At 69.6% G+C, this 19,489-nt stretch carries 22 protein-coding genes; 12 read left to right on the top strand and 10 right to left on the bottom strand.

The window, feature by feature from the left end:
* The first annotated feature begins 10 nt into the window (after positions 1 to 10).
* The 6 genes from sufB (at position 11) to IT072_RS11300 (ending at position 5,754) form a co-directional block, all read left to right on the top strand.
* Positions 11 to 1,429 (top strand): Fe-S cluster assembly protein SufB, encoded by a 1,419-nt coding sequence (gene sufB / locus IT072_RS11325; protein ID WP_223356564.1) that lies wholly within the window; start codon positions 11 to 13, stop codon positions 1,427 to 1,429.
* 1 nt (position 1,430) lies between these two features.
* Entirely contained in the window at positions 1,431 to 2,612 is a 1,182-nt protein-coding gene (gene sufD / locus IT072_RS11320) for a Fe-S cluster assembly protein SufD (protein WP_223356562.1), read from the top strand.
* Entirely contained in the window at positions 2,612 to 2,938 is a 327-nt protein-coding gene (locus IT072_RS11315; RefSeq protein ID WP_223356559.1) for a non-heme iron oxygenase ferredoxin subunit, read from the top strand. The genes sufD and IT072_RS11315 overlap by 1 nt, the downstream gene beginning before the upstream one ends.
* Before the next feature lie 5 nt (positions 2,939 to 2,943).
* Positions 2,944 to 3,738 (top strand): Fe-S cluster assembly ATPase SufC, encoded by a 795-nt coding sequence (gene sufC, locus IT072_RS11310; RefSeq protein WP_223356557.1) that lies wholly within the window; start codon positions 2,944 to 2,946, stop codon positions 3,736 to 3,738.
* Between the two features lie 9 nt (positions 3,739 to 3,747).
* Positions 3,748 to 4,077 carry a metal-sulfur cluster assembly factor gene (locus IT072_RS11305; RefSeq protein ID WP_223356553.1) on the top strand — a complete coding sequence of 110 codons (330 nt, stop codon included), beginning with the start codon at positions 3,748 to 3,750 and terminating at the stop codon, positions 4,075 to 4,077.
* 78 nt (positions 4,078 to 4,155) lie between these two features.
* Complete coding sequence (locus tag IT072_RS11300) at positions 4,156 to 5,754, top strand: ABC-F family ATP-binding cassette domain-containing protein (RefSeq protein WP_223356551.1); 1,599 nt, start codon at positions 4,156 to 4,158, stop codon at positions 5,752 to 5,754.
* 71 nt (positions 5,755 to 5,825) lie between these two features.
* Here the strand turns inward: IT072_RS11300 and IT072_RS11295 are convergent, their stop codons facing one another.
* From IT072_RS11295 to IT072_RS11285, 3 genes are read right to left on the bottom strand one after another with little or no spacing between them, the layout of a single operon-like run.
* On the bottom strand, positions 5,826 to 6,686 hold the full coding sequence (locus IT072_RS11295; protein ID WP_223356549.1) for an SURF1 family cytochrome oxidase biogenesis protein: 861 nt from the start codon (positions 6,684 to 6,686) through the stop codon (positions 5,826 to 5,828).
* Entirely contained in the window at positions 6,683 to 6,940 is a 258-nt protein-coding gene (locus IT072_RS11290; RefSeq protein WP_223356547.1) for a hypothetical protein, read from the bottom strand. The genes IT072_RS11295 and IT072_RS11290 overlap by 4 nt, the downstream gene beginning before the upstream one ends.
* Positions 6,937 to 7,242 (bottom strand): DUF3099 domain-containing protein, encoded by a 306-nt coding sequence (locus IT072_RS11285; protein WP_223356545.1) that lies wholly within the window; start codon positions 7,240 to 7,242, stop codon positions 6,937 to 6,939. The genes IT072_RS11290 and IT072_RS11285 overlap by 4 nt, the downstream gene beginning before the upstream one ends.
* A 64-nt stretch (positions 7,243 to 7,306) precedes the next feature.
* On the opposite strand from IT072_RS11285, the gene fabG reads away from it, so the two are divergent.
* Complete coding sequence (gene fabG, locus IT072_RS11280) at positions 7,307 to 8,017, top strand: 3-oxoacyl-ACP reductase FabG (RefSeq protein WP_223356542.1); 711 nt, start codon at positions 7,307 to 7,309, stop codon at positions 8,015 to 8,017.
* 156 nt (positions 8,018 to 8,173) lie between these two features.
* Here fabG and serB read toward each other — a convergent pair whose 3' ends face one another.
* Together serB and IT072_RS11270 are read right to left on the bottom strand one after the other, a co-directional pair.
* Entirely contained in the window at positions 8,174 to 8,851 is a 678-nt protein-coding gene (serB, locus tag IT072_RS11275) for a phosphoserine phosphatase SerB (protein WP_223356539.1), read from the bottom strand.
* A complete protein-coding gene (locus IT072_RS11270) occupies positions 8,848 to 10,092 on the bottom strand; it encodes a glucose-1-phosphate adenylyltransferase (RefSeq protein WP_223356537.1) in 1,245 nt (414 codons plus the stop codon). Before IT072_RS11270 ends, serB begins: the two co-directional genes overlap by 4 nt.
* A gap of 46 nt (positions 10,093 to 10,138) precedes the next feature.
* Here IT072_RS11270 and glgA point away from each other — a divergent pair, with 46 nt between their 5' ends.
* The 3 genes from glgA (at position 10,139) to IT072_RS11255 (ending at position 12,558) form a co-directional block, all read left to right on the top strand.
* Complete coding sequence (glgA, locus tag IT072_RS11265; RefSeq protein WP_223356535.1) at positions 10,139 to 11,323, top strand: glycogen synthase; 1,185 nt, start codon at positions 10,139 to 10,141, stop codon at positions 11,321 to 11,323.
* Between the two features lie 58 nt (positions 11,324 to 11,381).
* Complete coding sequence (locus tag IT072_RS11260; protein WP_223356532.1) at positions 11,382 to 12,182, top strand: ABC transporter ATP-binding protein; 801 nt, start codon at positions 11,382 to 11,384, stop codon at positions 12,180 to 12,182.
* A 124-nt stretch (positions 12,183 to 12,306) separates the two neighbouring features.
* Positions 12,307 to 12,558 (top strand): type B 50S ribosomal protein L31, encoded by a 252-nt coding sequence (locus tag IT072_RS11255; protein WP_223356530.1) that lies wholly within the window; start codon positions 12,307 to 12,309, stop codon positions 12,556 to 12,558.
* Positions 12,559 to 12,637: 79 nt separating this feature from the next.
* On the opposite strand, the gene IT072_RS11250 is transcribed toward IT072_RS11255, so the two are convergent.
* From IT072_RS11250 to treS, 3 genes are all read right to left on the bottom strand, one after another.
* Positions 12,638 to 12,952 carry a DUF4190 domain-containing protein gene (locus IT072_RS11250; protein ID WP_223356527.1) on the bottom strand — a complete coding sequence of 105 codons (315 nt, stop codon included), beginning with the start codon at positions 12,950 to 12,952 and terminating at the stop codon, positions 12,638 to 12,640.
* Positions 12,953 to 13,288: 336 nt separating this feature from the next.
* A complete protein-coding gene (locus tag IT072_RS11245) occupies positions 13,289 to 13,972 on the bottom strand; it encodes a 3'-5' exonuclease (RefSeq protein ID WP_223356525.1) in 684 nt (227 codons plus the stop codon).
* 71 nt (positions 13,973 to 14,043) lie between these two features.
* Positions 14,044 to 15,753, bottom strand: coding sequence for a maltose alpha-D-glucosyltransferase (treS, locus tag IT072_RS11240; protein ID WP_223356522.1), 1,710 nt, complete (start codon positions 15,751 to 15,753; stop codon positions 14,044 to 14,046).
* 135 nt (positions 15,754 to 15,888) lie between these two features.
* Here treS and IT072_RS11235 point away from each other — a divergent pair, with 135 nt between their 5' ends.
* Together IT072_RS11235 and IT072_RS11230 are read left to right on the top strand one after the other, a co-directional pair.
* Positions 15,889 to 16,818: an alpha/beta fold hydrolase gene (locus tag IT072_RS11235; RefSeq protein WP_223356520.1), complete on the top strand. Its 930-nt coding sequence runs from the start codon at positions 15,889 to 15,891 to the stop codon at positions 16,816 to 16,818.
* Positions 16,815 to 17,918, top strand: a complete 1,104-nt coding sequence (locus tag IT072_RS11230; RefSeq protein WP_223356518.1) for a glycosyltransferase family 4 protein — start codon at positions 16,815 to 16,817, stop codon at positions 17,916 to 17,918. The genes IT072_RS11235 and IT072_RS11230 overlap by 4 nt, the downstream gene beginning before the upstream one ends.
* A gap of 35 nt (positions 17,919 to 17,953) precedes the next feature.
* Here the strand turns inward: IT072_RS11230 and IT072_RS11225 are convergent, their stop codons facing one another.
* Positions 17,954 to 18,553, bottom strand: coding sequence for a histidine phosphatase family protein (locus IT072_RS11225; RefSeq protein WP_223356516.1), 600 nt, complete (start codon positions 18,551 to 18,553; stop codon positions 17,954 to 17,956).
* Positions 18,554 to 18,599: 46 nt separating this feature from the next.
* The gene (locus IT072_RS11220) at positions 18,600 to 19,469 is read right to left on the bottom strand and encodes a Sir2 family NAD-dependent protein deacetylase (protein ID WP_223356514.1); all 870 of its coding nucleotides are present in this window, start codon (positions 19,467 to 19,469) and stop codon (positions 18,600 to 18,602) included.
* Positions 19,470 to 19,489: the final 20 nt, after the last annotated feature.

Genomic DNA, 19,489 nt, shown 5'->3' with positions numbered 1-19,489 from the left:
AGAGGTAGACATGTCAGACATCCTGATCGACCGGCCAGAACTCAACAGCCTCGGGCAGTACGAGTTCGGCTGGGCCGACTCCGACGCGGCGGGCGCCACCGCGCGTCGCGGCCTCTCGCCGGAGGTGGTCACCGACATCTCCGCGCTGAAGGACGAACCGGACTGGATGCTGCAACGGCGTCTCAAGGCGCTCCAGCTCTTCGAGCGCAAGCCGATGCCCACCTGGGGCGCGGACCTGTCGGAGATCGACTTCGACAACATCAAGTACTTCGTGCGATCCACGGAGAAGCAGGCCCAGACCTGGGAGGACCTGCCCGAGGACATCAAGAACACGTACGAGAAGCTGGGCATCCCGGAGGCGGAGCGCCAGCGCCTCGTCGCCGGCGTCGCCGCGCAGTACGAGTCCGAGGTCGTCTACCACCAGATCAACGAGGAGCTCGAGGCTCAGGGCGTGATCTTCATGGACACGGACACCGCGCTCAAGGAGCACCCCGAGTTCTTCGAAGAGTACTTCGGAACGGTCATCCCCTCCGGCGACAACAAGTTCGCCGCGCTGAACACCGCCGTGTGGTCGGGCGGCTCGTTCGTCTACGTCCCGAAGGGCGTCCACGTCGAGATCCCGCTCCAGGCCTACTTCCGCATCAACACGGAGAACATGGGCCAGTTCGAGCGCACGCTGATCATCGCCGACGAGGGCAGCTACGTCCACTACATCGAGGGCTGCACCGCCCCGATCTACAAGTCGGACTCGCTGCACTCGGCGGTCGTCGAGATCATCGTGAAGAAGAACGCGCGCGTGCGCTACACGACCATCCAGAACTGGTCCAACAACGTCTACAACCTCGTGACCAAGCGGGCCACCGCGGCCGAGGGCGCGACCATGGAGTGGATCGACGGCAACATCGGTTCCAAGGTGACGATGAAGTACCCGTCGATCTACCTGATGGGCGAGCACGCCAAGGGGGAGACCCTCTCGGTCGCCTTCGCGGGCCCGGGCCAGCACCAGGACGCCGGGGCGAAGATGATCCACATGGCGCCGTACACGCAGTCGTCGATCGTCTCGAAGTCGATCGCGCGCGGCGGCGGCCGTGCCGGCTATCGCGGCGAGGTGCGGGTGGATGCGAACGCGCACCACGCCGCCAACACGGTGCGCTGCGACGCCCTGCTGGTCGACACGATCTCGCGCTCGGACACCTACCCGGCGATCGACATCCGGGTGGACGACGTGCAGCTCGGCCACGAGGCGACCGTCTCGCGGGTGAGCGAGGAGCAGCTCTTCTACCTGATGTCCCGGGGCATGCCGGAGGACGAGGCGATGGCCATGATCGTCCGCGGCTTCATCGAGCCGATCGCTCGCGAGCTCCCGATGGAATACGCACTCGAACTCAACAAGCTCATCGAGATGGGCATGGAAGGCTCTGTCGGCTGAAATGACGTCCACGACCCCCACGATCGACACGGCGGCCGTCGCTCCGTCCCACATGCGCGCGCCCGTCCCCGTCCAGACCCGTTCCGAGCGCTTCACCTCGACCGACGTCGCCGACTTCCCGGCGGTCACCGGCCGCGAGGTCATGTGGAAGTACACGCCCGTCGCGCGGCTCACCGAGCTCCTCACCGGTGAGCTCGACGGCTCCCCATACACCGTCGATGTCGTCGACGCCCCCGGCGTGACCACCTCGTGGATCGCTCGCGACGACGCCCGCGTCGGTGCCGCCGGCCTCCCGGAGGACCGCGTCTCCGCCAACGCGTGGACTGCGTTCGAGCAGGCACTGCTGATCGGCTTCTCCGGTGACGACGCGAAGGAGGCGACGGTGACCCGCGCGTCCCTCGGCGCCGCCCCGCGCGCCGCGCACACGGTCGTCGAGATCGCCCCCGGCGCCCGCGGCACGCTCATCCTGCAGAACAGCGGCGCCGCGCACCTCGCCGAGAACGTCGAGTTCCTCGTCGGGGCCGACGCGGACGTGACCGTCGTCACCGTTCAGGAGTGGGAAGACGAGGCCGTCCACGTGGCTGCGCACTTCGCGGAGCTGGCCGAGGGCGCGCGCCTCAAGCACGTCGCCGTCACGCTCGGCGGCTCGATCGTCCGCCTGAACCCGTCGGCCCACCTGGCCGGCGCCCGCTCGGACGCGGAGCTCCTCGGCGCGTACTTCGCCGACGCGAGCCAGCACCTCGAGCAGCAGGTGTACGTGCATCACGACGGTCCCGAGACCCGCAGCCGCGTCACCTACAAGGGCGCGCTGCAGGGCGAGGGTGCACGCACGGTCTGGATCGGCGACGTGCTGATCGGGCCGAAGGCCGTCGGCACCGACACCTACGAGCAGAACCGCAACCTGGTCCTCACCGACCGCGCCCGCGCCGACTCGGTGCCGAACCTGGAGATCGAGACCGGCGACATCGTCGGCGCCGGGCACGCCAGTGCCACCGGGCGGTTCGACGACGAGCAGCTGTTCTATCTGCAGTCGCGCGGCATCCCGGAGGAGGAGGCGCGCCGACTCGTCGTGCGTGGCTTCCTCTTCGAGATCGTCCAGCAGATCGGCTCGCCCGCCCTGCAGGAGCGCCTCCAGGCCGCCATCGAGGCGGAGCTGGCAGCCTCCGTCGTGGCGGCCGGCTGATGGGTGCCACGCGCGTGCTCGCCGTCGCGGAGCTGGTGGAGAACCAGGCCACCCGTGTCGTCGTGGACGGCGTCGCGATCGCGGTCGTCAAAGACTCCGCGGGCGACGTCCACGCGATCGGCGACACCTGCACCCACGGCGAGATCTCGCTGTCCGAGGGCTTCGTCGAAGGCGAGACCCTCGAGTGCTGGGCGCACGGCTCCCAGTTCTCCCTGCTCACCGGCAAGCCCCTCAACCTCCCGGCGTACGAGCCCGTCCCCGTCTACGCGGTCGAGCTGATCGACGGCGACGTCTTCATCGACCCGAACGTTACGAAAGAGATTTGAACACCATGTCTGTCCTCGAGATCCGCGACCTGCACGTCACCGTCGAAACGGACCAGGGCACCAAGCCCATCCTGAACGGCGTCGACCTGACCATCCGCGAAGGCGAGATCCACGCCATCATGGGCCCGAACGGCTCGGGCAAGTCGACCCTGGCGTACACGATCGCCGGCCACCCGAAGTACACCGTCACGGGCGGCACCATCACACTCGACGGCGAGGACGTCCTCGCGATGAGCGTCGACGAGCGTGCCCGCGCCGGCCTGTTCCTCGCCATGCAGTACCCGGTCGAGATCCCCGGCGTCACCAACACGAACTTCCTGCGCACCGCCAAGACCGCCATCGACGGTCAGGCGCCCGCGATCCGCACCTGGGTCACGGACGTCCGCGAGAGCATGGCCGCGCTGCGCATGGACTCGTCGTTCGCCGAGCGCAACGTCAACGAAGGCTTCTCGGGCGGCGAGAAGAAGCGCAACGAGATCCTCCAGCTCGAGCTGCTCAAGCCGAAGTTCGCCGTGCTCGACGAGACCGACTCCGGCCTCGACGTCGACGCGCTGAAGATCGTGTCGGAGGGCGTCAACCGCGCCAAGGCCAACACCGGTCTCGGCATCCTCCTGATCACCCACTACACGCGCATCCTCCGCTACATCAAGCCGGACTTCGTGCACGTGTTCGTCGCCGGCAAGGTGGCGGAGCAGGGCGGCCCCGAGCTGGCCGACCGCCTGGAGGAGGAGGGCTACGACCGCTACGTCGACGCGCCCGAGTCCGCCAGCGCCTCCGCCGGCGAGCTGGCCGGGGCGTAGGCTCGTCCCATGGTCGCCACGCTGAGTCCGGCGCTCTTCGACCAGGTCGAAGAGGCGCTGAAGAACGTCATGGATCCCGAGCTCGGGATCAACGTCGTCGACCTCGGCCTGATCTACGATCTGGGCTGGGACGACGAGAACAACGCTCTCATCATCTCGATGACGTTGACGAGCGCGGGCTGCCCCCTCACAGATGTGCTGGAGGAGCAGACCGCCGAGTCGCTCGACGGCATCGTCGAGGCGTTCCGGATCAACTGGGTGTGGATGCCGCCGTGGGGCCCGGAGCGGATCACGGACGACGGTCGTGACATGATGCGCGCGCTCGGCTTCGCCATCTGACCCGCACCCTCATCATCACCTCCATCCGCCCCGGACCTCGGTCCGGGGCGGATGACCTCTGAAAGACAAGGATTCATCGTGCTCAGCGTCCAGGGCCTCGAACTGCGCGTCGGCGCCCGCCTCCTGATGGAGGACGTCAGCTTCCGCGTCGCCGACGGCGACAAGATCGGCCTCGTCGGCCGCAACGGCGCCGGCAAGACCACGCTCACCAAGGTGCTCGCGGGAGACCTGCTGCCGACCGCGGGCAAGGTCGAGCGCAGCGGGGAGCTCGGCTACCTGCCGCAGGACCCGCGCTCGGGCAACCTCGACGACCTGGCGCGCACCCGCATCCTGGACGCGCGCGGGCTCGGGTCCATCGTGCTCGGAATGCAGCAGGCGACGCTCGACATGGCGAGCGACGACGCCGCGGTGTCGGCGGCGGCGATGAAGAAGTACGGCCGGCTGGAGGAGCAGTTCCACATGCTCGGCGGGTATGCCGCGGAGGCGGAGGCCGCCTCCATCGCGAGCAACCTGAACCTGCCCGACCGCATCCTGGACCAGCCGCTCAAGACCCTCTCGGGCGGCCAGCGGCGTCGCATCGAGCTGGCCCGCATCCTGTTCTCGGACGCGCGCACGATGATCCTCGACGAGCCCACCAACCACCTCGACGCCGACTCGGTCGTGTGGCTGCGCGAGTTCCTCAAGGGCTACACGGGCGGTTTCATCGTGATCTCGCACGATGTCGAGCTCGTGGGCGAGACGGTCAACCGCGTCTTCTACCTGGACGCCAACCGGCAGGTCATCGACGTCTACAACATGGGCTGGAAGAACTACCAGCGTCAGCGGGCCGCGGACGAGGAGCGTCGCAAGAAGGAGCGCGCCAACGCCGAGAAGAAGGCCGGCGCCCTCCAGCTGCAGGCCGCGAAGTTCGGCGCGAAGGCGACGAAGGCCGCGGCCGCGCACCAGATGGTGGCGCGAGCGGAGAAACTGCTCGCCGGCCTGGACGAGGTGCGCCAGGTCGACCGCGTGGCGAAGCTGCGCTTCCCGACCCCGGCTCCCTGCGGACGCACGCCGCTGCAGGCCTCCGACCTCTCGAAGAGCTACGGCTCGCTCGAGATCTTCACGGCCGTCGACCTCGCGATCGACCGCGGCTCGAAGGTCGTCGTGCTGGGTCTCAACGGTGCGGGCAAGACCACGCTGCTGCGGATGCTCGCGGGCGTCGACAGACCCGACACCGGTCAGATCGAGCCCGGTCACGGCCTCCGCATCGGCTACTACGCGCAGGAGCACGAGACGATCGACGTCGAGCGCTCGGTGCTGCAGAACATGGTGTCGTCCTCGCCCAGCCTGACCGAGACGGAGGCCCGCCGAGTGCTGGGCTCGTTCCTGTTCACGGGCGACGACGCGCACAAGCCGGCGGGTGTGCTCTCCGGCGGCGAGAAGACCCGGCTGGCGCTCGCGATGATCGTCGTGTCCGGCGCCAACGTGCTGCTGCTCGACGAGCCGACGAACAACCTCGACCCGGCGAGCCGTGACGAGATCCTCGACGCGCTGGCGCACTACGAGGGGGCCGTCGTGCTCGTCAGCCACGACGAGGGCGCGGTGGAGGCGCTCAACCCCGAGCGCGTCCTCATCCTGCCCGACGGCGTCGAGGACCACTGGAACAAGGACTACCTGGAGCTCATCTCGCTCGCCTGACCTCCGCCATTCGGACCGAATGCCGACTCTGAGGGTCTCAGAGTGCACATGTGGTCCAAATGTGCCGGGGGTCAGCGGGAGGAGGCGTCGAGGAGCTCGTCCTCCACGTCGGCGTCGGTCCGCTTGAGGGCGCGCTTGCGCTCGCGTTCGGCCGCACGCGCCTTCTCGGCGGGGTCGTCCTCGTTGCGTTTGCGGTACTCGGTTCGCAGCGCGTAGCCGAGACCGAAGAAGCCGATGATCGCGAAGATGATCCACTGGATCATGTACGACCAGTGGAGGCCCTCGTCCTGCGTGGGCGGTGTCGTCACCGTCGGGGTCGGTGCGGTGGCGGGAGCCGGGTCCTCGGAGTCCAGGAGGCCGTATGCGCCCGTGTAGACGTCGGCTCCGCCGAGCTTCTCCTTGACCACCGAGAGCTGGATCGTGCCCACCTGGTCACCCGACGCGGTGCGGCCGGATATCGCCGGCTCGCTGGCCTTGAGGCGCGCCACGACGGTGACGGTACCGGTCGGCGGCGCCGGCACCGTGTCGGGGTCGTCGGAGTCGTTCCCGGTCGGCACCCAGCCGCGGTCGACGATGAAGAGCGCGCCGTCGGCCGTGCGCAGCGGGGTGAGGACCTCGAAGCCCGGGTTGCCGTTGAACGGCCGATTCCGCGCCAGCAGCTGGCGGTCGGGTTCGTAGGTGCCCGTGACGGTGACGCGCGTCCATTCCTGATTCTTCGCGTACGCCGTCAGAGAGGGGAGCTCCTCGGTCAAGGGCACGGGCTTCGAGTCGAAGTTCTGCGCGATGAGAGCGTTCGCAGCCGCCGCCTCCTTGCTTCGCGCCAACTGCCAGTTGGAGAGGAACCCGCAGGCGATCGCGAACGCCACGGCGAACGCCAGGTAACCGAGCCAGCGCTTGGAGAAGGCGAACCGCCAGCCCCCACCCGCGCTCACGCGCCGGTCCGCTCGTCGGCCGCCACCGGCTCCGCGTCCGGCGCCGCCGCAACAACCGGCTTCACCGCCAGCGGGAAGTCGCGCGCGGCGAGGAACTCCCGCAGGAACTCCACGTGCTCCGCGCAGGCCAGCCACACCTTGACCCGGTCGGCGGTGTGGATCCGGGGGTTGCGCCACTCGATCCGCCACGTCGCCGTCTCGCGGCATCCGGCACGCGAGCACGTCAGAGGCTCGGGCTCCCCGAATCCGATCACTGGCCCTCCTGCTTCTCGTGGCCGCCACCCGGCGGCGGAGGCGTCATGGGAAGGATATTGCCCGGACGCTGGGCTTCTCCTCGACGCGGGTCCCCGTGCACGTTCGCGAGCACGACGGCGACGTAGGGGAGGAACACCGCCGCGACGATCGGGACGGCCGCCCACCAGCCCGGGACCAGCACCGCCACGATGAGGCAGACGACGCGGATGCCCATCGCCACCGAGTACCGGATCATCCGGAGGTGGCGTTCCTCGTCGGGCGAGGTCGGGAGGTTCGTGAGCGTGGGGCGCGTGGTCTTCATGAGGATTCCCCTCAAGCGTACGTCCATAGACTGGTACCCGTTCTATTCGAAGGGAAATCACCACATGACCACGCAGCGCACCGTGCTCGTCACCGGCGGCAACCGCGGGATCGGCTTCGCGATCGCCGAGGAGTTCGTGGCCCAGGGCCACCGCGTCGCCGTCACCGCCCGCTCGGGCGAGGGGCCGGAGGGGGCGCTGACCGTGCGCGCCGACGTGACCGACACCGCGTCGATCGACGCGGCGTTCACCGAGATCGAGGAGAAGCTCGGCCCGGTGGAGATCGTGGTCGCCAACGCCGGCATCACGAAGGACACGCTGCTCATGCGCATGACCGACGACGAGTTCGACAGCGTCATCGAGACCAACCTCGGCGGCGCCTTCCGCGTCGTCAAGCGCGCCAACAAGGGCATGCTGAAGGCCCGCTTCGGCCGCATCGTCCTCATCTCGAGCGTGGTGGGCCTGTTCGGTGGCGCCGGTCAGGTCAACTACGCCTCCTCGAAGGCCGGACTCGTCGGAATGGCGCGCTCGATCACGCGCGAGCTCGGCGCCCGCGGCATCACAGCCAACGTCGTCGCACCCGGATTCATCGAGACGGACATGACGGCCGCCCTGCCCGAGACGCAGCAGGCCGAATACAAGAAGAGCATCCCGGCCGGCCGGTTCGCGTCGCCGAACGAGGTGGCGAAGGTCGTCACCTGGATCGCGGGCGACGACGCCGGGTACATCTCCGGAGCGGTCATCCCGGTCGACGGCGGTCTCGGGATGGGGCACTAGGCGCCGCAGGGAACGGAGGATGGGCGACGTGACACGCCCGGGTATGGCGGGTTGCGGAGGAGATTCGCAGCGGAGCCGGCGGGAAATCCTCCGGAGACCGCGAGGTGCGCGGGGATCGGCGCAGCGGCAGAAGCGGGGAGTCCCTCCCGGGCCCTCTCAGCCGCGGAGGCCGAGAAGGGGGAGCACCTGGGCGAGGTCCTGGCGGTCGATCACGAGATCGGCCTCGGCCCGCACCCGCGGTTTGGCGTTGAACGCGATCGAGAGCCCGGCCTGCGCCATCATGCGCAGATCGTTGGCTCCGTCGCCGATCGCGAGCGTCCGCGGGAGCGGAACGCCCGCCGCGTCGGCCCACTCGCGCAGCGCATGCGCCTTGGCCTCGGCGTCGACGATCGGTCCCTCGACCTCGCCCGTCAGCTCCCCGTCGCGCACGGCGAGGCGGTTGGCGCGCCAGCGGTCGAGCCCGAGCCGGGCGCCGAGCGGGTCGAGCAGCTCGTGGAAACCGCCGGAGACGACGCCGACCAGCCCACCGGCGGCCTGAACGCCGGCGATGAGCTCCGGGACACCGTCCGTGACGCGGATGCGCTCCCCGACGCGTTCGAAGACCGAGACGGGGAGCCCGGCCAGGGCGCGCACGCGCTCACGCAGGCTCTGCGCGAAGTCGAGCTCGCCGCGCATGGCGCGCTCGGTGATCTCGGCGACCTCGGAACGCGCGCCCGCCTCCTCGGCGAGCAGCTCGATCACCTCGTCGTGGATGAGGGTCGAGTCGGCGTCGAGGACGACGAGGAACGACGCCGGGGACTGAGGGTGCTGCTGGTGCGTGTGTGCGGACGTCATGGAACGACGTGAACTCCCTTGCCGACGACGGTGATGCCGGACTCCGTGACGGTGAAGCCGCGCGCGCGGTCCCGTGCCGGATCCACGCCGATGCGGGCGCCCTCGGCCACCACGACGTCCTTGTCCAGGATGGCACGGCCGACGAACGCGTTCGGCTCGATGACCGCGCGCTCGAACACGACCGAGTCCACGACCTTCGCGCCGGAGTCGACCTTCGCCCACGGACCCAGCACGCTGCGCTCCAGGTGCGCGCCCGAGATCACCGAGCCGAGCGACACGATGGAGTCGATGGTGGTGCCGAGCGCACCGCGGCCGTCGCGGACGATCTTGGCCGGCGGGGAGTTGAGCACCTGGCTGAAGATCGGCCACTCGCGGTTGTACAGGTTGAAGACCGGCAGCGCCGAGATCAGATCCTGGTGGGCCTCGAAGAACGAGTCGATCGTCCCCACGTCGCGCCAGTAATAGCGGTCGCGGTCGGTCGAGCCGGGGAGGTCGTTGTTGTTGAAGTCGTAGACGCCGGCCTCGCCCCGCGAGACGAAGTCCGGGATGATGTCGCCGCCCATGTCGTGGTTGGAGTCGGGGCGGTCGCCGTCGCGGATGACGGCGTCGATCAGGGCGTCCGCGTCGAAGACGTAGTTGCCCATCGAGGCGAGCACCTCGTCCGGGGAGTCGGGCAGGCCCACCGGGTCGCTCGGCTTCTCGCGGAAGGCGGCGATGCGGTCCGGGTGCGCGGCGTCGACCTCGATGACGCCGAACTGGTCGGCGAGCGAGATGGGCTGCCGGATCGCCGCGACGGTCGCCGCCGCTCCCGAGTCGATGTGGGCCTGGATCATCTGCGCGAAGTCCATGCGGTAGACGTGGTCGGCGCCCACCACCACGACGATGTCGGGCTTCTCGTCGCGGAGCAGGTTGAGGCTCTGCAGGATCGCGTCGGCCGATCCGCTGAACCAGCGCTTGCCGAGGCGCTGCTGGGCCGGGACGGACGCGATGTAGGAGTTCAGCATCCCGTCGAGGCGCCAGGTCTGCGAGACGTGGCGGTCGAGGCTGTGCGACTTGTACTGCGTGAGCACGACCATCTGGCGCAGCTGGGAGTTGATGAGGTTCGAGAGCGCGAAGTCGATGAGCCGGTACTGACCGCCGAACGGGACGGCGGGCTTGGCGCGATCGGCCGTCAACGGCATCAGCCGCTTCCCTTCTCCACCCGCGAGTACGATGCCGAAGATCTTCCTGCCTGCTGCCATGCCACCACAGTAGAGGCAACTGGAGGGCTGTACTAGCGTTCTGGACATGCGCGTTGATCTTCTGACCAGGGAGTACCCGCCGGACATCTACGGCGGCGCCGGGGTGCACGTCACAGAGCTCGTGCGCGCGCTGCGCGCCGACATCGAGGTGATCGTCCGCTGCTTCGGCGAGCCGCGGGACGCCGCCGACACGGTGGCGTACCCGGTGCCCGCGGAGCTGCGGGAGGCGAACGGAGCCCTGGCGACCCTGGGGGTCGATCTCCAGATGGCGCAGGACTGCGGGGGAGCGGACGTCGTCCACTCGCACACGTGGTACGCCAACGCCGGCGGCCACCTGGCGAAGCTGCTGCACGACGTGCCCCACGTGGTCACCGCGCACAGTCTCGAGCCGTTGCGGCCGTGGAAGGCCGAGCAGCTCGGCGGCGGCTACCGCGTGTCGAGCTGGGTCGAGAAGACCGCCTTCGAAGCCGCCGACCGCGTCATCGCGGTGAGCGACGGGATGCGCCGCGACATCCTGAACTCGTACCCGTCGCTGGAACCGGAGCGCGTGTCCGTCGTCTACAACGGCATCGACCTCGAGCGCTGGACGCCGCTGACGGACGACGAGCGGGCGCGGGCGCTCGGGATCGACCCGACGCGGCCGGCCGTCGTGTTCGTCGGGCGGATCACCCGCCAGAAGGGCCTGCCCTATCTGCTGCGGGCCGCGCGGATGCTCCCGGCCGACGTGCAGCTCGTGCTGTGCGCCGGCGCGCCCGACACCCCGGAGATCCTGGCCGAGGTGAGCGGCCTCGTCGAGCAGCTGCAGGCTGAACGCGACGGCGTCGTGTGGATCGACCGGCTCCTGACCAACGAGGAGCTGAGGATCGCCCTCACGGCCTCCACTGTCTTCGTGTGCCCGTCGATCTACGAGCCGCTGGGGATCGTCAACCTCGAGGCGATGGCGTGCGGCCTCCCGGTCGTCGGGACCGCGACCGGAGGCATCCCCGAGGTCATCGTCGACGGCGTCACCGGCCGGCTCGTGCCGATCGATCAGCTCCAGGACGGCACCGGGACGCCGACCGACCCCGACGCGTTCGTCCGCGACCTCGCGGCGGCCCTGACGGAGGTCGTGAGCGACCCGGCGCGGGCCGCTCGGATGGGCCAGGCCGGCCGCGAGCGCGCCGAGACGTCGTTCAGCTGGGCTGCGATCGCGGAGCAGACACGTGACATCTACCGATCGGTGAGCCGGTAGCGCGCCGGGGGCCTGTCACGGTCGGTTCCGACCTCCTCGCATGGGTAGGCTAGAGGGCATGGCCAGCAGCGTTCTCCAGCTCTCAGACGTGTCCGTGACCCGGGACGGCAACGCCGTCCTCCAAGGCGTCGACTGGGCCGTTCAGCCGGACGAGCGCTGGGTCGTGCTCGGACCCAACGGCGCGGGCAAGACGACCCTGCTGCAGATCGCGGCGGCCGCCCTCCACCCTACCGGCGGCGAGGCCGTCGTCCTCGGCGAGACGCTCGGCCAGAGCGACCTCGCGGAGCTGCGTCCGCTCATCGGATTCGCGTCGAGCGCTCTGGCCCGCCGCATCCCGCGCAAGGAGACCGTGCTCGACGTCGTCATGACGGCCGCGTACGCCGTGACCGGCCGCTGGAACGAGCTCTACGAGGAGATCGACGAGCGTCGCGCCCTGCGCGTGCTCGGCGAGTGGCACCTGGAGCACCTCGCGCAGCGCACCTTCGGCAGCCTGAGCGACGGCGAGCAGAAGCGCGTCCAGATCGCGCGCTCGGTGATGACCGACCCCGAGATCCTCCTCCTCGACGAGCCCGCGGCCAGCCTCGACCTGGGCGGCCGCGAGGAGCTCGTCCAGCTGCTCGGCGGCTACGCCAGCGACGCGAAGTCGCCCGCCATCGTCATGGTGACGCACCACGTGGAGGAGATCCCGCTCGGCTTCAACCGCGCCCTCCTGCTGAAGGACGGCCAGGTCACGGCGCAGGGCCCGATCGGGGAGGTGCTGACGAGCGAGAGCCTCAGCGACACCTTCGGCGTCGACGTCGAGCTTGTCGAGACGGACGGCCGCTACACCGCTCGCGCGCGTCAGACCACCGCAGGCTGAGTGATCTGCTAAACTTGATAGCTGGCTCCCGAGTCATTCTGCCTCGTGGCGGCCGAGAGCTTTCCGCTCGCGCGTCTGTAACGCGGGCACGACCGACCGAAACCAACGCAACAAGGAAGTCCTGATGAAGACTGGCATCCACCCCGACTACGCTCCGGTTGTTTTCCGCGACCTGGCCTCGGGTGCGACGTTCCTCACCCGCTCCACCGTCTCCAGCGAGAAGACCATCGAGTGGGAGGACGGCAACACCTACCCGGTGATCGACGTCGAGATCTCGTCCGAGTCGCACCCGTTCTACACCGGCAAGCAGCGCATCCTCGACTCGGCCGGCCGCGTCGAGAAGTTCAACTCGCGCTACAAGAACTTCGGCAAGTAAGCCGCAGCGGCCCGGCCGCAGCGCACGAAGAGGCCTCCGTCGTATCGACGGGGGCCTCTTCGTGCGCTGCGCCGCGTGCTCAGTAGCTGTTGTAGTTGGCGGCCGCGACGCCGATCGAGGCGATGATGATGATCGTGAAGATGATGCCGAGGAGGATCTCCGCGAAGCCGATGATGATGGCGGCGATCGCGAGACCGCGGCCCTGCTCACCGGTGCGCTTGATCTGCGAGAGGGCGACGAAGCCCAGGATGACGCCCACGACGTTGACGAAGAAGGCCAGGATGAAGCCCACGATCGCCAGGGTGTTGTAGCCGGGCTGCGCGGGCGGGGCGGCAGCGTACTGCGGCTGCTGCTGCGGCGGGAGGGGCTGAGGGTTCAGGTTGGGATCGCTCATGCCGACGACACTAGCGTTCAGCGAGTTGGGGGAGAACCCCCAGCCCGGGAGGCGGAGAGCCGCGTCCGCGCGGCGACTGCTCCGTCATGGGACGTTTGCTGCGCGGCGCCGCACCGCGGTCGTCCCGAACCGCAGCAGACGTGGTGGCAGTCGTCCTGTACCGGAGCTGCGCCGCCGTGCTCGGCGGTCGCTGTCGGCGCTGCCGCGTCCGGCGACTGCTGTGTTACGGGACGACTGCGGTGCGGCGCCGCACCGCGGTCGTCCCGAACGGCAGCAGACGTGGCGACGGTCGTCCCGAATCGGGGTGGCGGAGGCGGTGGAGTGCGCGGCCCCTGCTCAGCGCAGGGGCCAGTCGCCGGAGGCGGTGAACTCCGGATCGCGCACGCGGCGCATGTAGTCCTGGAAATCGGCGGCCTGCTCGCGGCACCAGTCGATCTGCTTGAGGTGCAGCTCCGCGGCGTCGATGGAGAGGTGCTCGGCGTGACGGAGCGCCATGGCCTGGGCGACGCGGCCCGCGGCGATCGCGTCGGCCCCGGCGTCGTGCGCGTCGGTCAGGGAGACGCCGTAATGATCGGCCGCGACAGTGAGGGTGCGCTTGCCGGGACGGAACTTGTCCACGGCGCGGTCGATGACCAGCGGGTCGACGATGGGACCGGGGGAGTCGAGGGGCTCCACGCCGTGGCGGCGTGCCTCCCGGTCGAGCAGGGTGAAGTCGTAGGGGGCGTTGTATGCGACGACCGGGATGGCACGTGCGAACAGTCGACGGAGCTGGTCGACGATCGCCGCGACGCCTGCGCCGGCGTCCATTCCCTTCTCCCGCGCCAGCGCGGTGGTGATGCCGTGCACCGCCGTCGCCTCGGCGGGGATCTCCACCTCCGGGTCGAGCAGCCAGTAGCGGCCGTGCACGACCTCGCCCTGCTCGTTCAGCAGACCGACGTGCGCGGTGACGATGCGGGCGGTCTCGACATCGACTCCGGTGGTCTCCAGATCGAAGACTCCGAGCTCGTGGTGCCAACCCATACCGTCAGGGTACGGGGAGCGGACGACACCGCCCGGCCGCCACACCGGGCGGGTCGGCGAACTGTGGTCGCTCAGTCGCGCCGCGGCTCGATGTGCAGCCAGTAGAAGTTCTGGGTGCCGAGCGTGAGCGTGAACCGGCCGTCCTCTGCGACGGTGGGGAACTCGGCCCCGCCGAACATGTCGTAGAGGGTGCGTCCGGCGAGCTCGGGGGCGTCCAGCGTGACCGAGATGGGGTTGTGCGCGAAGGAGAACACGCACAGCACATCCTCCGGCTGGTCTCCGAAGTGGGTGCCGCTGCCCTCGTACGACCGCACGAACGCCAGCACCGACTCGTGATCCGTCTCCAGCACGCGCATGGAGCCGAGACCGAACACGGGATGGGCCTTGCGCACGTGGATGACGTTGCGCACCCAGTGCAGCAGGGAGCGGGACTGCGCGAGCTGCGCCTCCACGTTCACCTGGTTGTAGTGGTACACGAGCGACTGCACGACCGGCAGGAACAGCTTGCCCGGGTCGGCGGTGGAGAAGCCGCCGTTGCGGTCGGGCGTCCACTGCATGGGCGTGCGCGAGCTGTCGCGGTCGGGCAGCCAGATGTTGTCGCCCATCCCGATCTCGTCGCCGTAGTAGAGGAACGGGCTGCCGGCGAGCGAGAAGAGCAGAGCGTGCGCGAGCTCGAGCTCGGCGCGCGAGTTGTCGAGCAGCGGGGCCAGCCGGCGCCGGATGCCGATGTTGGCGCGCATACGCGGGTCGTACGCGTACCAGCCGTACATCGCCTGCCGGTACTCCTCGCTCACCATCTCGAGGGTGAGCTCGTCGTGATTGCGCAGGAACACGCCCCACGCCGCCCCCTCGGGGGTGTCCGTGGTCTCGGAGAGCACGCGGACCAGCTCGGTCGCCTGCTGCGAGCGGAGCGCGTAGAAGATGCGCGGCATCACGGGGAAGTCGAACGCCATGTGGCACTCGGGCTCCTCGTCGCTGCCGAAGAACGCGGCGACCTCGCGCGGCCACTGGTTGGCCTCGGCGATCATCATGCGGCCCGGGTACTCGCGGTCGACCATCTCGCGGAGCCGCTTGATGAACTCGTGCGTCGGCGGCTCGCCCTCGCCGTTGCCCTCGTCGGACTCGTAGAGGTAGGGGATGGCGTCGAGGCGGAACCCGTCGACCCCGAGGTCGAGCCAGAACCGGACGATGTCGTACATCGCGTCGTGCACGGCCGGGTTCTCGAAGTTGAGGTCGGGCTGGTGCGAGAAGAACCGGTGGAAGTAGTACTGGCGGCGCGCCTCGTCGAAGGCCCAGTTGGAATCCTCGGTGTCGACGAAGATGATGCGGATGTCCGGGTACTTGTCGTCGGTCTCGTTCCAGACGTAGAAGTCGCCGTACGGCCCCTCGGGGTCGGAGCGCGATTGCTGGAACCACTCGTGCTGGTCGGAGGTGTGGTTCATCGGCAGGTCGATGATGATGCGCATGTTGCGCTCGTGCGCCTTGGTGACCAGATCGCGGAACTCGTCGATGGTGCCGAACTCCGGCAGGATCGCCTTGAAGTCCGACACGTCGTACCCGCCGTCGCGCAGGGGCGACTGGAAGAACGGCGGCAGCCACAGCGCGTCGATGCCCAGCCACTGGAGGTAGTCCAGTTTGGAGGTCAGGCCCGCGAGGTCGCCGGAGCCGTCTCCGTTGCTGTCGACGAACGAGCGCACCATGACCTCGTAGAAGACCGCTCGGCGGTACCACTGGGGGTCGAGGGTGAGCCCGGGCAGCGTGATGGGCGCGGTGAAACTCACGGTTCTCCTTCTGGCACGGGGCCGGATGCAAGCGGTTACAACCAGGAAAGTCTAGGGGGTGTGCGCAGTGCCCTGTCCAGTCCTCCTCGCACATTCACGGGGTGGGCGCGCGCGGCTTGCCTAGACTTGTGTGCGATGACCACCTCGACGAGGAACACAGCCTCACCATACGCCGACGCGCTCGGCCGACTACCCGTCCGTCGCGGCGAGATGGAGCTGCTGGGCGGGACGACCCGCTATTGGGACTACGGCGACCCCGAGGCAGGGGTGACGGTCGTCGTCGTGCACGGGTTCCGGGGGGACCATCACGGATTGGAGCCGGTGGTGGCGCAGCTCCCGCAGCTGCGGATGGTCTCGCCCGATCTGCCCGGTTTCGGGGAGTCGACGCCGCTGGTCGGGGCCGCCCACGACATCGAGGGCTACTCGGAGTGGCTGCGCGCCTTCGTGGCCGGGCTGGACGTGCGGGGCACCCTCGTGCTGCTCGGGCACTCGTTCGGCTCGATCGTCGTCTCCGGCGCGCTCGCCGCCCGCGGTGCCGGCGACCCGCCGCATCCTGCCTCCGTGATCCTGGTCAACCCGATCGGCCAGCCCGCGCTGAAGGGGCCGCGCGGCGTGCTCACCCGCCTGGCGATCTTCTACTACTGGCTCGCCGCGGTGCTGCCCGAGCGCCTGGGTTTCGCCCTGCTGCGCAACCGCGTGATCGTGCGCGTCATGAGCGAGGCGATGGCCAAGACCAGGGAGCCGGGCCTGCGCGCCTGGATCCACGATCAGCACTACCGGTACTTCTCCGCCTTCAGCGACCGCCGGGTCGTGCTCGAGGCGTTCCGCGCGTCGGTGTCGCACGACGTCAGCGAGTACGCCCCGCGCATCCCGGAGCCGGCGCTCCTGGTCGCCGCCGTCGACGACGACATCACTCCGATCGCGGCCGAACGGCGGCTGTGCGAGGTCTTTCCCGATGCGCGGCTTGTGGAGATCGCCGGGGTCGGCCATCTCATCCACTACGAGAAGCCGGTCGAGGCGGCCGCGGCCATCCGCTCGTTCCTCACCACCGAGGAGACCGTGTGAAGATCCTGTTCGACTGCCGGTACACCCGCATCGGCCGCCACGACGGGATCAGCCGTTTCACGGCCGGGCTCGTCGCCGCCCTGGCCGAGCGCCACGCCGTCACCATGCTGATCAGCGACCATCGCCAGCTCGAGATGCTGCCGGATCTGCCGTGGGAGCTCATCGGCTCGCCGACCGCTGTCGGCGAGCCGTGGGTCGCCCGCCAGGTCAATCGGCTCTCCCCGGACATCGTGTTCACGCCCATGCAGACGATGGGCGGCTTCGGGAGGCGGTACCGCCTGGTGCTGACCGTGCACGACCTGATCTACTACCGCCACCCGACGCCGCCGCGCGACCTCCCGGCCTTCGTGCGCGGTCTGTGGCGGCTCTACCACCTCGCCTGGTGGCCGCAGCGGCTGCTGCTCAACCGGTCGGATGCGGTGGTCACCGTCTCGAAGACGACCAAGGACCTCATCGCCGAGCACCGGCTCACCCGCCGTCCGGTCTTCGTGGTGCCGAACGCGGCCGACATGCCGCCGATCGCGGAGGAGCGCGCCGCGCGTCCCGCCCCGGAGTCGAAGAGCCTGGTCTACATGGGCTCGTTCATGCCGTACAAGAACGTCGACACGCTCGTGCGCGCGGTCGCCCTGCTGCCGGACTACGAACTCCACCTGATGAGCCGGGTGGGCGAGGAGGAGAAGCAGCGGCTCGCGGCCCTCGCGCCCGGTGCCCGCCTCGTCTTCCACGACGGGGCCAGCGACGAGGAGTACGCCGAGACGCTGGCCGCCGCCACGGCGCTGGTCACCGCGTCGCGCGACGAGGGCTTCGGCATCCCGCTCGTGGAGTCGATGACGCTCGGAACGCCGGTGGTCGTCAGCGACATTCCGATCTTCCGCGAGATCGGGGGTGAGGCGGCGCTGTTCTTCGACGCCGACGCTCCCGATCAGCTCGCGGACCGGGTGCGGCACCTCGAAGAGGAGGGCGTGTGGGCGGCGCGCGCCGCGGCCTGTCGCGCGGAGGCGGCCCGCTACACCTGGGAAGCGTCCGCGGCGCACCTGCTCACGGTCCTCACGGCGACGGCGTCCCGGGCGGAGCGCCGGACAGGCGGCCGCACCCGCTGATCGAGGTCGCCGGCGGCGGCAGACGCCGCCTGCGGTCACATGACGGAGGCGGTGAGCAGGTCGCGGTCCTCCGGACCGAGGTTGAAGCGGTCGAGCCGGAGCGCTCCGTCGACGTATACGAAACGGTGCACCGAGCCGTTCGGGATGACCTCGCCCGGCCCGGGGAGCGCGTGGTCCGTCACCTGCCGCACCAGTGACCCGATGACGCCGCCGTGGCTGACCACCAGGATGCTCTCGCCGGGGTGACTCTCGCCCAGTTCGACGAGGGCGGGAAGCGCGCGCTCGACGACCTGCTCGCGGGTCTCGCGCCCGGGCACGGGCGTCCCCTCGGGCCAGCGTTCGAGGATCTCGGCGCCGGTGAGACCCTCCGCCTCGCCGTAGTGCCGCTCGACCAGAGCGGGAAGCGGCGTCGGCTCCCCGAGGCCGAGGTGCGACGAGATGATGCTCGCGGTCTCGAAGGCGCGGCCCAGCGGGCTGGCGTAGATCGCGTCGAAACGTCCGCCCGCCAGGGCGCGACCGGTGGCCTCCGCCTGGGCGCGGCCGGTGTCGTTCAGCGGGATGTCGCTCGAGCCCTGGATGCGGCGGGCGAGGTTCCAGTCGGTCTGACCATGGCGAACCAGGGAGATGAGGGTCACGCGCGTCCTTTCGCAGCAGGACGCGCCGTGGCCGCGGCGACGAACGCTAGGCCAGCCGGCGGGAGAGCTCGACGAGCGTCTCCGTCGTCCCGCCCTCCAGCTTAATGGTCGCCCTCAGGTCGCCCTTGGTCTCCCCGCGGTTGACGATGACGATCGGCAGCTTGCGGCGGCGCGCCTCTTCGAGGAGGCGGATCCCCGAGTTGACGACGAGGGAGGAGCCGGCGATGAGGAGTGCGTCGGACGAGCGCACGAGCGCGCTGGCCTCCCGGTACTTCTCCGCCGGGATGAACTCGCCGAAGAAGACCACGTCGGGCTTGAGACGCCCGCCGCAGACCGTGCAGTCGGGCACCTCGAACGCGTCGACGTCGGTGACGATGGCGTCGCCGTCCGGCGCGATCTCGACCGCGCCCTCCGTGTCGAGCCACGGATTGGCCGCGTCGATGCGCGCGGTGATCGCCTCGCGGGCGAAGACCTGGCCGCAGACGAGGCACAGCACGCGGTCCATGGAGCCGTGGAGATCGACGACGCGCTGCGAGCCGGCCTGCTTGTGGAGCCCGTCGACGTTCTGCGTGATGACGCCGTTGGCGACGCCGGCGGACTCGAGGGCCGCGAGCGCACGGTGGCCGTCGTTGGGGTGCGCCGCCGCGAAGCGCCGATAGCCCAGGTGGCTGCCGGCCCAGTAGCGCTTGCGGTACCGGTCGTCGGCGAGGAACTGCTGGAAGGTCATCGGGGTGCGCGTGGGGGCGCCTTCGCCGCGGTAGTCCGGGATGCCGGAGTCCGTCGACACGCCCGCGCCGGTGAGCACGGCGAAGCGGCGTCCGGCGAGCAGGGCGACCGTGTCGTCGATCCCGCGTGCGAGCTCCGGCGTCAGCTCCGTCGTCAGCGTGTTCACGGGCACCTCCAGATCGTCCCCCATCGTGAGTCTAAACACCCCAG

Origin of the sequence: Leifsonia sp. ZF2019 (assembly GCF_019924635.1) — a bacterium.
Classification (GTDB): domain Bacteria; phylum Actinomycetota; class Actinomycetes; order Actinomycetales; family Microbacteriaceae; genus Leifsonia.
This window is presented reverse-complemented; position numbering and strand designations above follow the sequence as displayed.